General features: G+C 62.1%; 12 protein-coding genes. 4 read left to right on the forward strand and 8 right to left on the reverse strand.

The window, feature by feature from the left end; genetic code table 11:
• Positions 1–30: 30 nt before the first annotated feature.
• The 5 genes from CO660_RS13470 to CO660_RS13490 form a co-directional block, all read right to left on the reverse strand.
• On the reverse strand, positions 31–1,071 hold the full coding sequence (locus CO660_RS13470) for an ABC transporter permease (RefSeq protein WP_097599120.1): 1,041 nt from the start codon (positions 1,069–1,071) through the stop codon (positions 31–33).
• 18 nt (positions 1,072–1,089) lie between these two features.
• Positions 1,090–2,586, reverse strand: coding sequence for a sugar ABC transporter ATP-binding protein (locus CO660_RS13475; protein WP_097599121.1), 1,497 nt, complete (start codon positions 2,584–2,586; stop codon positions 1,090–1,092).
• A 97-nt stretch (positions 2,587–2,683) separates the two neighbouring features.
• Positions 2,684–3,577, reverse strand: coding sequence for an NAD(P)-dependent oxidoreductase (locus tag CO660_RS13480; protein WP_097599122.1), 894 nt, complete (start codon positions 3,575–3,577; stop codon positions 2,684–2,686).
• Complete coding sequence (locus CO660_RS13485; RefSeq protein ID WP_097599123.1) at positions 3,567–4,124, reverse strand: gluconokinase; 558 nt, start codon at positions 4,122–4,124, stop codon at positions 3,567–3,569. The genes CO660_RS13480 and CO660_RS13485 overlap by 11 nt, the downstream gene beginning before the upstream one ends.
• Before the next feature lie 13 nt (positions 4,125–4,137).
• Positions 4,138–4,902: an SDR family oxidoreductase gene (locus CO660_RS13490; RefSeq protein WP_064695139.1), complete on the reverse strand. Its 765-nt coding sequence runs from the start codon at positions 4,900–4,902 to the stop codon at positions 4,138–4,140.
• 128 nt (positions 4,903–5,030) lie between these two features.
• On the opposite strand from CO660_RS13490, the gene CO660_RS13495 reads away from it, so the two are divergent.
• Both CO660_RS13495 and CO660_RS13500 read left to right on the forward strand, forming a co-directional pair.
• Entirely contained in the window at positions 5,031–5,972 is a 942-nt protein-coding gene (locus CO660_RS13495; RefSeq protein WP_097599124.1) for a 2-hydroxyacid dehydrogenase, read from the forward strand.
• 10 nt (positions 5,973–5,982) lie between these two features.
• Positions 5,983–7,014, forward strand: coding sequence for an L-idonate 5-dehydrogenase (locus CO660_RS13500; protein WP_097599125.1), 1,032 nt, complete (start codon positions 5,983–5,985; stop codon positions 7,012–7,014).
• Here the strand turns inward: CO660_RS13500 and CO660_RS13505 are convergent, their stop codons facing one another.
• The gene (locus tag CO660_RS13505) at positions 7,015–8,088 is read right to left on the reverse strand and encodes a LacI family DNA-binding transcriptional regulator (RefSeq protein ID WP_097599126.1); all 1,074 of its coding nucleotides are present in this window, start codon (positions 8,086–8,088) and stop codon (positions 7,015–7,017) included.
• A gap of 220 nt (positions 8,089–8,308) precedes the next feature.
• Here CO660_RS13505 and CO660_RS13510 point away from each other — a divergent pair, with 220 nt between their 5' ends.
• A complete protein-coding gene (locus CO660_RS13510; protein WP_097599127.1) occupies positions 8,309–9,235 on the forward strand; it encodes an SMP-30/gluconolactonase/LRE family protein in 927 nt (308 codons plus the stop codon).
• A gap of 57 nt (positions 9,236–9,292) precedes the next feature.
• Here the strand turns inward: CO660_RS13510 and CO660_RS13515 are convergent, their stop codons facing one another.
• Positions 9,293–11,404 (reverse strand): VWA domain-containing protein, encoded by a 2,112-nt coding sequence (locus tag CO660_RS13515; RefSeq protein WP_097599128.1) that lies wholly within the window; start codon positions 11,402–11,404, stop codon positions 9,293–9,295.
• The gene (locus CO660_RS13520; RefSeq protein ID WP_097599129.1) at positions 11,401–11,925 is read right to left on the reverse strand and encodes an RNA polymerase sigma factor; all 525 of its coding nucleotides are present in this window, start codon (positions 11,923–11,925) and stop codon (positions 11,401–11,403) included. The genes CO660_RS13515 and CO660_RS13520 overlap by 4 nt, the downstream gene beginning before the upstream one ends.
• 261 nt (positions 11,926–12,186) lie before the next feature.
• On the opposite strand from CO660_RS13520, the gene CO660_RS13525 reads away from it, so the two are divergent.
• A complete protein-coding gene (locus CO660_RS13525) occupies positions 12,187–13,098 on the forward strand; it encodes an alpha/beta hydrolase (RefSeq protein ID WP_097599130.1) in 912 nt (303 codons plus the stop codon).

The raw sequence follows: 13,098 nt of genomic DNA on the forward strand, positions 1-13,098 counted from the left end.
TGTTATGAAATGCCGGCCGGGCCGGCATCCTCATTTGGATGCGGGTGTGATCCTCCTCACAGCTCCGCGCTTGCGCTGGGCGTAGCCTGCGATGCCGATGGCGATCAGCAGGGTCACGCCGTTGAACAGCGGTTCGACGAAGAACGATCCGCCGAATTGCTGAATTCCAGATATCCCCACCGCCAGGATGATGACGCCGATCAGGGTGCCCCAGACGTTCACCCGTCCCGGCTTGATCGTCGTCGACCCAAGGAAAGCGCCGACGAGGGCCGGCAGCAGATATTCGAGGCCGACGCTCGCCTGGCCGATGCGCAGCTTCGAGGCCAGCAGGACCCCGGTCAGGGCCGCCAGCAGGCCTGACGTGACGAATGCGCCCATCACGAATTTGCGGACGGGAATGCCGTTGAGGGCCGCGGCCTTGGGACTGGCGCCGATGGCATAGAGATAACGGCCGATCGGCAGGTATTCGAGCACGATCCACATGCAGATCGCGATCAGCAGCACGTAGAAGCCGGTGATTGGCAGGCCGAACAGCATGGTGCCGTTCAGCGCGTAGAAACCTTCAGGCAGGACGCCGACCACCTGCCGGCCGCCGGTGTGCCAAAGGGCAAGCGCATAAAGGACCGTACCGGTGCCGAGGGTGGCGATGAAGCTGTCGATCTTGGCGACCTCGACGAGCAGACCGTTGATGAAGCCGGTGAGGACGCCAAGCGCGAGAACGATGAGGACGGCGACCGGCCAGGGAAGGCCGTAGACCGTCTGCAGGCTGATTGCGAGAATATGCCAGAGCACGATGCCGTAGCCGACCGTCAGGTCGATGCGGCCGGACGCCATCGGGATCATCGCGGCGAGCGACAGAAGCGCAATGATCGCCTTGTCGGAGACGATCGAACGAACATTCAGGACCGTCGGAAACGTATCCGGCAGCATGATCGAAAAGAGCAGGATCAGGCCGACTGTCAGGATCACCAGACCATAAACCGGAATCAGGCGCCCGATCTTCTGTCCGGCGGACAAGCCGGCCATTTCGCTCTTGGTCGGCTCCAGCGCGGTGGATTCAATGGATTGCATGGCTGTTCTCCCGATGGCTCAAGCAGCTTCCGATGCGGATGCGGCCGTGATGACCGCCTCCGTCGTCAGGGCGCTTCCAGTCAGTTCGCTGACGATTTTGCCGCGCGAGAAAACCAGCGCGCGGTGGCAGATATGGGCGATTTCCTCGAAGTCCGTCGAAACAACGACGACTGCGAGACCAGCTTCCAGCGCCTGGGTGATCAGGCGGTAGATTTCCGCACGCGCGCCGATGTCGACTCCGGCGGTCGGATCTTCCGCGATCAGCAGCTTCCGGCCGGTCGCCAGCCAGCGGCCGACGACGACCTTCTGCTGGTTGCCGCCCGATAGAGCTTCCACCGGCAGATCCGGATCGTTCGGCCTGAGGCCGACGGACTGGCCGATCGCATGGGCAAGGTCGGCTTCGCCGCGCGGAGACAGGAAGGAAAAAAGCCCGCGTCCGACTGCGCCGGGGTTGATATAGGTATTTTCCCGAATGGACAGCGAGAGCGCGACGGATTCCTCCGTCCGGTCGCGGGCGATCAATCCGATGCCCGACGCCATTGCGCTCAGCGGGCTCGAAAGGTTCGGGGTTTGGTCATGCAGCAGGATCGTGCCGCCGAAAGGCTCGCAGCCGAACAGCGCCCGGCCGATGCGTTCCTGGCCGGCGCCGCGCAGGCCGGCGAGGCCCAGAAGTTCGCCCTGTCTTATATCGAAGGATATCGGGGTCGTGCCGGCGCAGACGAGATCGCGCACCTTGACGATCGCCTTGCCGGGCTTGATCTCGGTCTTCGAAAAGAGACTGTCGCCGCTGCGGCCGATGATCATTGTCACGAGTTCGTCGGGAGTGGTCTCGCTGACCGGCTTCTGCCCGACCATGCATCCGTCGCGCAGGACGGCGACGCGATCGGCGATGCGGAAAATCTCGTCCAGCCTGTGGGAGACATAGATCATGCCGACGCCGCGCTGCTTCAGGGGACGGATCGCATTGAACAGCCGATCGACTTCGTCGGCGGGCAAGCTCGCCGTCGGTTCGTCGAGCACCAGGACGTCGGCTTCGACGGCAAGCGCGCGGGCAATGGCGACGAGGGATTTTTCGGTGCGCGACAGAGCCGAGACCCGCGTCGTCGGATCGAAATCGCAGCCGACCAACTTCAAGGCCTCTTTCGCGCGCGCCTGCGTCCTGTTCCAGTCGATCAGACCCCGGCGCATCGAGAAGCCCTGCGACAGGCCCATATTCTCGCCGACCGTCATCCACTCGATCAGGCCGAGATCCTGATGGATAAAAGCCACCGGCTGCCGCTCGTTCGGCTTCGGCGGGCGATGATGGTAGCTCTGCCCGCGAAACAGGATGTCGCCGTTATCGGGCTTGTAGATGCCGGCCAGGGTCTTGATCAGCGTCGATTTCCCGGCGCCGTTTTCGCCGAGCAGCGCCAGGATCTCGCCCTCGCGCAGGTCGATCGAGACGTCACGCAGCGCCTGCGTGCCGCCGAAGCTTTTGGTGATCGATTGGAACTCCAGCAGTCTCTTGGCTTCCACTGTGGCTCCTCCCAAAGCTGCAGCTGTCGTCATGTTATCGATAACATCGGCCGATTAGTCAAGCGGAAAGTGACAATCTCCCAGGCCTGAAATGAGGTCAGTTGGCGGCAAATCCGTCGAGCAGGCGCATCATCTCGGCAGAGTCCTTCGGCCCAAGGCCGGCAGCGCAAAGCAGGCGATGAATCTCCACCACCGCGCCCGTCATCGGCAGTGGCGTTTTTGTCCTCAGTGCAAAGGCCTGAAGCGAGTCCAAATCCTTCAGCATGTTGTCGATCCTGCCTGTCGGCGAGAAATCCCGGGCGGCGAATTTCGCCATGAATTCCTGCAATATCCGGCTGTCCGCCCTGCCGCCGGCAAGGGCGGCCGGAATGGCGGAGGGATCGACGCCGCCGGCTTCCGCCAGCTTGACGGCTTCAGCGACCGACTGGAACAGCACGGCGCAGAACAGCTGGTTGATCAGCTTAGTGGTCTGCCCGGCGCCGGATGCGCCCATCAGCGTATAATTGGCGGCAAGATGCCGCATCACCACGCGCGCCCGTTCGAAATCCTCGGAGCTGCCACCGGCCATGATCGTCAGCTTTCCGCCGAGGGCACCGGGCACACCGCCCGAAAGCGGGCAATCCACCCATGCCATGCCTGTTTCCCCCCGCAGCCGCTTCGCCATGTCGGCGGTCTCGGCCGGGTCGATCGAAGACATATCGATCAGCAGCTTGTCAGCGCTTGCCGCCGCCGCAACCCCCTTCTCGCCGAAGACGACGGCGCGGACGATATTTGCGTGATTGAGGCTGAGGACGCAGAATTCCGACCGCGAGACCGCATCCTCCACCGAAGCGGCCCCGTGGGCGCCCTTGGCTGCCAACACCGCGACCTTTTCAGTATCGAGATCGAAAACCGATACTTTGTGGCCGGTTTCGATCAATCGCGTGACGATCGCCGCTCCCATGATGCCCGCGCCGATGACGGCGACATCTGCTCTGTGGTCATCCCGCATGATAATCTCCTCCCTTGACGGCCACGCTTCGCAGCCCCTCACAAGCCAGCGCCACCATATCATCCAAAGCCATATCGATCGCCACCGCCACGACACCGGGCTCCCCGATCGGCGGCTCCAGCGTCTGCAACTGGCTGTCGAGCAGCGAAGCCGGCATGAAGTGGCCCTGACGGGCCTGCATCCGCGACAACAGCAGATCACGCGACCCATCCAGGAAAATGAAGGCCAGGCGCCCATCTGCCGCCTGCCGCAGCCTATCCCGATAACTTCTCTTCAGCGCCGAACAGGAGATCACCAATCCCTGCGACGCCTTTTGCGCCGCCCTTAATTCCTCACCGATCCGGTCGAGCCACGGCAGGCGATCTTCATCGGTGAGCGGTATGCCCTTCGCCATTTTCTCGACATTGCGCGGGGGATGGAGCTGGTCACCTTCCACAAACAACATGCCGTTGCGACCGGCGAGGCGCTCGCCAACCGAAGATTTGCCGCAACCGCTGACGCCCATGATAACCACGGCAAAGGGCAGTGCCTCTTTCTCAACGTCCATCGTCTCGCCTCCCTTAGAGGCAGGTCGTGATGCCGCCGTCGACATAAAGCGTGTGGCCGTTGATGAAGGACGAACCGCGTCCCGAAAGGAAGACGGCGGCACCTACCAGTTCCTCGACATTGCCCCAGCGTCCGGCCGGCGTCCGCTTTTCGAGCCAGGACGAGAATTCCGGATTATCGACGAGCGCCTGGTTGAGCGGCGTCTTGAAATAGCCCGGCGCAATCGCGTTGATCTGCAGACCGTGCTTGGCCCAGTCGGCGCACATACCGCGGGTCAGATTGCGCACCGCGCCCTTGGTCGCCGTATAGGGAGCGATGCCCGGACGGGCGAGCTCGCTCTGAACCGAGGCGATGTTGATGATCTTGCCATGCCCACGGGCGATCATGGCTTTGGCGGCCGCCTGGCCGACGTAAAACACGCTGGAAATATTGGTGGTCAGCAGCAATTCCCATTTGTCCGCCGGGAAATCTTCCAGCGGCGTGCGGAACTGCATGCCGGCATTGTTGATCAGGATGTCGAGCGGACCGATATCGGCTTCGATCGCGGCGATACCCTGCGCAGCAGCGTCCTTGCTGGTGACGTCGAAGATCGCCGCATGGGCCGAAAGACCTTGAGCCTTGAGGCTTTCGACTGCGCGTTTGACGCTTTCGGGCGTGCGGCCGTTGATGACGACCTCGGCGCCATGCTGCGCCAGGCCCTCGGCCAGCGCATAACCGATTCCCTGGCTCGAGCCGGTGATCAGGGCAAGCTGCCCGGTCAGATCAAACAGGTTCTTCATGCAAATCACTCCTCCGGTGTCGCGGCGAATGATACCGCCACTTGCGGTGAAACTCACTTGACATCCCTATCTCGAATTATATGTTATCGATAACATAATCAACAGCCAAAATGCGAGACGAAGACGCAATGCCTGACGTAGAAATCTTGATGGCCGGGGCCTATCCAGAGTGGGACATGGTCGATCTGGAGGCGAGCTACCGCGTCCACCGCCTGTGGGAAGCCGCAGATCGGCAGGAACTGATTTCAAAAGTCGGCAGCAATATCCGCGCCATCGCGACGCGCGGCGAACTCGGCGCTTCCGCCGAGCTGATGAAGCAACTGCCGAAGCTGGAGATCGTTTCCTGCTACGGCGTCGGCACCGACGCGATCGACCTCTCCTATGCCCGCGCCAACGGCATTCGCGTGACGAATACACCTGACGTGCTGACGGAAGACGTCGCCGATATCGCGATCGGACTGCTGCTTTCCACGGCACGCCAGATTCCGCAGGCCGACGCTTTCGTCCGCACCGGCCAGTGGGGCAACGTTCCCATGCCGCTGGTAACGCGGGTTTCGGGCAAGAAGGTCGGGATCGTCGGCATGGGGCGGATCGGCAAGGCGATCGCCAAGCGGGCTGCCGCTTTCGGCTGCGACATCTCTTATTTCGCCCGCAATAGGGACCAGGATGTCGCCTATGGCTATGAAGCCAATCTGGTCGCGCTTGCCAATTGGGCCGACTTCCTGATCGTCATCGTTCCCGGAGGGGCCGCGACCATGAAGATCATCAACGCCGAGGTGCTGGAAGCGCTCGGTCCGGAGGGCATGCTGATCAATGTTTCGCGCGGAACGACCGTCGACGAGGAAGCGCTGATCGCAGCGCTTCAGAACCGCACCATCCAGGCCGCCGGCCTTGACGTTTTCCTCAACGAGCCGAAAATCGATGCGCGCTTCCTGACGCTGCCGAACGTCGTGCTGCAGCCCCATCACGGCTCCGGCACCATCGAGACCCGCAGGGCCATGGGCAAACTGGTCAGAGACAATCTCGCCGCGCATTTTGCCGGTCGCGCGCTTCCGACGCCGGTCGTGTGAGGAGTTCGACATGAAAGCCATCGTCATTCACGCTGCAAAGGACCTCAGGGTCGAAGAGCGCGAAGCGGAGATTGCAGGACCGGGGCAGGTGGAGGTTGCCATCGAAGCCGGCGGCATCTGCGGTTCCGATCTGCATTATTACAATCACGGCGGCTTCGGCACCGTTCGGCTGCGCGAACCGATGATCCTCGGCCACGAAATCGCCGGCACAGTCAAGGTGCTGGGTGCCGGCGTGAGCGACCTTGCCATGGGAGACCGCGTCGCGGTTTCCCCGAGCCGGCCGTGCAGCCATTGCCAATATTGCCTGAAGGGACAGCAGAACCACTGCCTGAACATGCGATTCTACGGCAGCGCCATGCCCATGCCGCACATTCAGGGCGGCTTCCGCCAGCGGCTGGTGGCGGAGCGCTGGCAATGCCACAAGGTCGCCGACGGCATTTCTATTCATGAGGCCGCCTTCGCCGAACCCTTTGCCGTCACGCTGCATGCGGCAAGCCGCGCCGGATCGCTGCTCGGCAAGCGGGTGCTGGTCACTGGCTGCGGTCCGATCGGGATGCTGGCGATCGTGGCCGCCCGCGTTCTCGGCGCCCGTGAAATCGTCGCGACCGACGTGACCGACAGCGTTCTGACGATCGCCCGCACCAGCGGCGCGGATCGCACGATCAACGTTGCCACGCATGCCTCCGACCTTGCCGCTTACGGCGCCGACAAGGGATATTTCGATGTCATGTTCGAGGCGTCGGGCAATGAACGGGCCGTGCGCGCCGGCCTTGAGGTGCTGAAGCCCCGTGCCGTTCTCGTGCAACTCGGCCTTGGCGGCGATGTCTCCATTCCGCAAAACATGATCGTTGCAAAGGAAATCGAGATGCGCGGCACATTCCGCTTTCACGAGGAGTTCGGGCTCGCCGTCGAGCTGATCAACGCGCGCCGCGTCGATCTGAAGCCGCTGCTGACAGGCGTCTTCGCAATCGACGAGGCCGTCGCCGCTTTCGAACTGGCAAGCGACCGCAGCAAATCGATGAAGGTGCAGATCGCTTTCTGACTATGCAGCGCGGGCGCGGTCTGTGCTTTCGCGCAGCACGACCCTGTAGCTCGTCAATGTGATCTCGTCGCCGGTCGCCTCGCCGCTGCCTTGCAACGCATCGAGCAGGCGGACGGCGGCCTGCCGGCCGATGCCGTAACAGTCGACATTGATCGTGGTGATACTGGGATGACAGACTGACGAGATCTCGTAGTCGCCGAAGCCGGCAATGGCGATATCTCCCGGCACTTTCATTCCCCTGCGCTTGCATTCCATGATCGCACCGAAGGCGGAAAGGTCGGAGACGCAGAGAACCACTTCCGTGTCCGGCCAGCGCTCCAGCAGGCTCATAATCGCCTGACCGCCCTGTTCCATGGTGATCGGCGGTACGCCGAAGGAAATCGCCCGGCCCGGCCCGAGGCCCAGTTCCTCGACCGTCTTCAGGAAACCGCTTCGCCGCTGGCTGCCGCGCGTATCGCGCGCCGTCGTCCCGCCGATATAACCGAATTTCCGGTAACCCTGATTCGCCAGCGCCCGCACCAGCAGGGACATTGCCTCGCTGTTGGAAAAGCCGACGACGTGGTTGATCGGCTCTTCCGGAATTTCCCAGGTTTCAACCACCGGAATGGCGGCCTTATCGAGCATGCGCCTCGCACGGTCGGTATGCGAACCGCCTGTCAGGATGATGCCTTCGGGACGCCGGCGCAGCATCGCCTCGATCAGTTTTTCTTCTTTCTCGGCGGAATAGTCGGTATAGCCGAGAAGAAGCTGAAGGCCGGCATTCTCCAGTGCATCGGTAATGCCACGGGCGGTGTCGGAGAAATTCGAATTGTTGATTGAGGGCACCAGCGCCGCGATGAAGCCGCTGCGCCGCGAGGAAAGACTGCCGGCGGAGAGATCCAGCACGTAGCCGAGCGCGTCGACGGCTTCCATAATGCGCTTTCGCGTTTCTTCGGAAACACTTGCATCCTGGCGAAAGGCGCGCGAAACGGTCATGGCCGATACGCCGACATATTTGGCGACCTCAGCCATCGTCAGCTTTTGAGCGTCTCCAGCCTTGAGGCGCTTGACCTTTGGCTCATCGTCGTTTTTCACTGCTCTCCGCTTTCAAACAACGCCGGAATTGTTTAATTCAGCACACGATAAAGTTATCGCTATCATCGCACAATCGATTTTATCCAGGAAGTATGCGGTTCCACAGCCGGAAAAGCCTGCTTCTCACCGGATTTGCTAGGTTACCGGCGCCTTGCCGGCTATACGAATCTCCGAAATCCGGGCATTATGATATCGATAACAATCTCGAGGAGGAAGACTTATGTTCGGTGAAATCGAAGGTACCGGGTTCGAGGTCCTCGACCCGCGCTTTGAAAGCTGCTTCGTCGGCCATGCTCGGGTCGAACGCCTCTGGACGGGCGGCCGCTGGCTGGAGGGACCGGCCTGGTTTGCCGCCGGACGCTATCTGGTCTTCTCGGATATCCCGAACAACCGCATGATGCGCTACGACGATACCAGCGGACATACCTCCGTCTTCCGCTCGCCCAGCAACAACTCGAACGGCAACACCGTCGATAATCAGGGCCGGCTGATCACCTGCGAGCATCTGGCACGCCGGGTCACCCGGACGGAGTTCGACGGCAAGGTCAGCGTGCTTGCCGACCGGATCGCGGGCAGGCGGCTCAATTCTCCGAATGATGTGACCGTCAAGTCCGACGGCACAATCTGGTTTACCGATCCGAGCTACGGCATACTTCACGACTATGAAGGCGACTATGGCGAAGAGGAAATCGGCGGATGCCATGTCTACCGGCATGATCCGGAAACTGGCGTGACCGATCAGATGACGTCGGATTTCATCAAGCCGAACGGTCTGGCTTTCTCGCCCGACGAGTCGGTTCTCTACGTCGCCGACACCGGTGCATCGCACTTGCCGGATGGTCCGCGTCATATCCGAAAGCTCGCGGTATCAGGCGACGGGACGCTGAGCGACCTCGGCGTGTTCGCAGAATGTACTGTCGGCATGTTCGATGGGTTTCGCGTGGACCGGAAGGGCAGGATCTGGACAAGTGCGGCCGACGGCGTGCACGCCTATGATCCGGATGGCACGCTGCTGGGCAAGATCCATATTCCCGAGATCGTCTCCAACGTGACTTTCGGCGGAGAGAAATTGAACCGCCTCTTTATCACCGGGACTACGTCTCTCTACGCCGTTTATCTCACGGCCAATGGGTCGAGACCGGGGTAAACTCATGCAGGCGCGGCTGCGCTTCCGGGCGGCCGCGCTTTCTGGGTGCTTCGCCGCTCACCGTTGACTGAGGCCGTCGGCCAACCTGACGAGATTGAGGAAATCCGACCTGTAGCCGAATGGATCCGCCCCCCGCGATGCCGCGGCGAGATCGGCAACCGCCTGATAGGAATAAGTGTCGAGGGCGGGGAGGCGGCTCAGTTTCTGGCCGAAGGCGGCGACGGCCACCGAGAAGCGGACATCCTGTGGCGCGGCATCGACGCTGGCGACCGCATTGACGTCGCCGACCGGCGTGGTGATGAGGGCGCTCTTATCCTCGCCCGGCCGCTTGTAGCGTATCTTGACGAAGGCGATCTCGCCCCGGTGGGCATTGTCCGGCGTTATGGTCGGCGCCTTCCCTTCCGCGCCGTAGCGCAGATCATCGTTCATCATCGCGGGGCTTCCCTTGGGCGTAATCTCGTAGATCGCCGTGACGCTGTGGCCAGAGCCGATATCGCCGGCATCGACGCGGTCATTGTTGAAATCCTCGCGGTTAAGGGCGCGCGTCTCGTAGCCGATCAGCCGATATTCGGCGATCCGTTCCGGATTGAACTCGACCTGGAACTTGACGTCCTTGGCAATCGGAAACAGTGTCGATCCGGCCTCTTCGACCAGCGTCTTCTGCGCTTCCGCCAGGGTGTCGATATAGGCGGCGCTGCCATTGCCGTTCTGCGCCAGCGTCTGCATCAGGGAATCGTTGAGATTGCCGCGTCCGAAGCCGAGAACGGTCAGGAAGATGCCGTCCTTGCGTTTCTCTTCGATGATGCGCTTCAGGTCCTCGTCGCTCGACGGGCCTACATTGAAGTCGCCATCGGTTGCCAGCATCACGCGGTTGACGCCGCCCTTGACGAAGGCCTGCTTGGCAAGATCGTAAGCCGCCTCGATGCCCTCGGCGCCGCCGGTCGAGCCGCCGGGCTCCAGTCTGTCGATCGCCGAGAGGATTTTCGATTTTTCGGCCACGCGTGTCGGTTCCAGCACCGTGCCGGCATTGCCGGCATAGGTAACGATCGAGACGGTGTCGTCGGCCTTCAGCCTGTTGACCAGCAGACGGAAGGCGCTCTTCAGCAGCGGCAGCTTGTCCGGCTCGTCCATCGAACCCGAAACGTCGATCAGGAAAACCAGATTGGCACGCGGCGTCGTCGCCGGCGCGATATCATAGCCTTTGATCGCCACATGCATCAATTGCGTGTCGTGGTTCCACGGTGTCGGCATCACCGTTACGGTCGCCTTGAAGGGCTGATCTGCGCTCTCGGGGCGCGGCCAGTCATAGGGGAAATAGTTGATCATTTCCTCGACGCGAACCGATTGCGGATCGGGCATCGCCCCGCTCGTCAACGATCGGCGGACAAAGGAATAGGAGGCGCTGTCGACATCGGCGGAGAAGGTCGAAACCGGGTCGGTTGCAACGCTCTTGACCGGATTTGCCGCAGCATTGGCAAAGCGCTCGCGATTGGCATCGGGCTGGATCTGCACACGCCCTTCCGCCGGCGGCAAAGGCGAGGGGGCGACGGCCATCGACTCTGCCAATTGCGGTTGAGGGGCGCCGGGAGCGGCCGGCGCGACGCGTTTGGCCGCGCCGAGCGCCGCAGCCGAGCCCTCGGACTTCGTCAGCGGGGCGATCTCGCCGGCATCGAATTCAGAAGGCGCAGCGGGTTTAGCGGCGGCCGACTGCTCCTCGTCCTGCAAGCCTCGGGTGCTATCAGCCGCCGATGATTGAGCTGCCGGCTGCTTCTCTTTCGCCGGTGCTTGGGCAAGCTGAGGTGCGACCTCGACGGGTTCGGCCGGCTCTGGCGCATTATTTTGCGAGACGTCACTCGCGATCTTTTCCTGATCGACGATCGGCAGCCCGTTGTGATTCAGCGCTATCACGAGATAACCGGCAGCGGGAATGACGAGCAGCGTCGCAAGGGCTGAACCGGCAAGGAATTTCTTGTTCATGGCAGGGCTCCATATCCGATTGATAATGGAGCTTTGACGCCAGCCCTTCAGATTTCCTTGGGCTGCGGCAGTATCATTTCCTGCGTCGTCGAAGGCCTGCATGGCGGCGGCAAGCGCACGCGCGCGCGCCTCCGGATCGGCTGCAGGCGGCGCGGTGCGGGAGAGTTTTTCCAGTTCCTTGTCCACGGTCATACCTCTTCCTTGCCGAGCATGGCCTTCAGTCTCTTGCGCGCTTCATGCACCTGCCAGGAGACGGTCGTTTCCGAGCAGCCCATAATATCGGCGGCAGCGGAATGGCTGAGGCCTTCGCCATAGACGAGCAGCACCGCGTCGCATTGCCTTTCCGGCAAAGCGCGCACGGCCGCCCACAATTCGCTCGATACTTCATCGTCATTCTCACCGGGCGCATCGGGCTGCGGTTCGGCGGCATAAGCACGGTACGTCTGCTCTTCTCGAGCCAACTTGCGCCTATGGTCGCGGGCGGCGTTCAGCGTCAGGGTGTAGAGCCAAGTCCTGAAGCGGCTGGCGCCGCGAAAGCCGCGGATCGCCGCGCCGAGTTTGACACAGACCTCCTGGGCGATGTCGTCCGCATCGGTGGAACTGCCCGACCACCGCCACGCCGTCGCGTGGACGAAATCATAATGGCGAGAGACCAGCTGCTCAAAGGCCTCCCGGTCACCGCGCTGCGCCCGTTCTATGAGCTCCGCATCCAATGCGCACCTACCCCCAAGCTATCAAGCATGATGCTATTTCGGGATTGAGACGTTTCTCCGATGGCGTTCCTTGGGTCGACGGCAAAAATTATGGCTTTTTCTGAAACGGCGGCAAGTCTCCGCCCCGCAGGCCAAAAATAGTGGACGCCGCGACATCCATGGGTCGCGACCAGACAGATTGCCTCCGTTTTGAAGGCGCATGATGATGGCAGAGTCGGCCAAGGGCATGGATCTGCATGTCCCAAATCGAAAGGACTCTTCATGTCCGCTCCATCGCCTGTCCCTACCGAAAAAGCCATCCTGCAGTTTCTCGAGATTTGCGATAGTTTCTATCCCGCCGACGCGGTCGAAGCGCCGGTCGAGCAGCAGCGAAACTGGTACGATGCCCTTTGCGCCCGGTTCGACCGCCCGCTGCCGCCTGAAATGATTTTTGCCGACGGCATAGTCCAGCGCATTCCGATCCGGCGCTACCGTCCCCGCAAGATCAGCACGCGCACGGTACTTCTCTATCTCCATGGCGGCGGTTTCGTCGTCGGTTCGCTGGAGAGCCATCATGCCATCTGCGCGGAGATTGCCGATTTTGCCGGTGCAGAACTCGTTTCCGTCGATTATCGCCTGGCTCCCGAATATCGCTGGCCGGCACAGACGGATGACGCCTTTGCCGTGCTGAAGCATCTGCTTTCGGCCAACAACAAGGTCGTGCTGATCGGCGATAGCGCCGGGGGCAATCTTGCGGCGGGCCTTGCACTGCGGGCACGCGACGAAGGCCTACCCGGCGTCGTCGGTCAGGTCCTGATCTACCCGGCGCTCGGCGGAGACCTGTCCGCCGGCTCCTATGTCGAGATGGCTGCGGCGCCTGGCTTGACCACGGCCGATGTTGCCTATTATCGCGAGATCCTGCAGGCGCCGGCAGGCAGCGAGATCGCCGAGCCGCTGAATGCGTCTTCGCTTGCCGGACTGCCGCCCACCTACATCACGGTCGCGCATTTCGATCCGTTGAGAGACGACGGCCGCCAGTATGCGGCCCGGCTTGCAGCGGAGGGTGTCGAGGTCTCCTTTCGGGAGGAGCCGCAGATGGTGCATGCCTGGCTTCGCGCCCGTCACATGAGTGAAGGCGCGCGCGACGGCTTTCACGCCGTCTGCGAGGCGGTTCGGCATTTCGCATCAGCCTGA

This window comes from Rhizobium sp. L9 (genome assembly GCF_002531885.1).
Classification (GTDB): Bacteria; Pseudomonadota; Alphaproteobacteria; order Rhizobiales; family Rhizobiaceae; genus Rhizobium.

Coding starts and splice junctions, on each gene's coding strand:
- CO660_RS13470 (WP_097599120.1), bottom strand. CDS start 1,071: ATGCAATCCATTGAATCCACCGCGCTGGAGCCGACCAAGAGCGAAATG.
- CO660_RS13480 (WP_097599122.1), bottom strand. CDS start 3,577: ATGCGGGATGACCACAGAGCAGATGTCGCCGTCATCGGCGCGGGCATC.
- CO660_RS13485 (WP_097599123.1), bottom strand. CDS start 4,124: ATGGACGTTGAGAAAGAGGCACTGCCCTTTGCCGTGGTTATCATGGGC.
- CO660_RS13490 (WP_064695139.1), bottom strand. CDS start 4,902: ATGAAGAACCTGTTTGATCTGACCGGGCAGCTTGCCCTGATCACCGGC.
- CO660_RS13495 (WP_097599124.1), top strand. CDS start 5,031: ATGCCTGACGTAGAAATCTTGATGGCCGGGGCCTATCCAGAGTGGGAC.
- CO660_RS13500 (WP_097599125.1), top strand. CDS start 5,983: ATGAAAGCCATCGTCATTCACGCTGCAAAGGACCTCAGGGTCGAAGAG.
- CO660_RS13510 (WP_097599127.1), top strand. CDS start 8,309: ATGTTCGGTGAAATCGAAGGTACCGGGTTCGAGGTCCTCGACCCGCGC.
- CO660_RS13515 (WP_097599128.1), bottom strand. CDS start 11,404: ATGACCGTGGACAAGGAACTGGAAAAACTCTCCCGCACCGCGCCGCCT.
- CO660_RS13525 (WP_097599130.1), top strand. CDS start 12,187: ATGTCCGCTCCATCGCCTGTCCCTACCGAAAAAGCCATCCTGCAGTTT.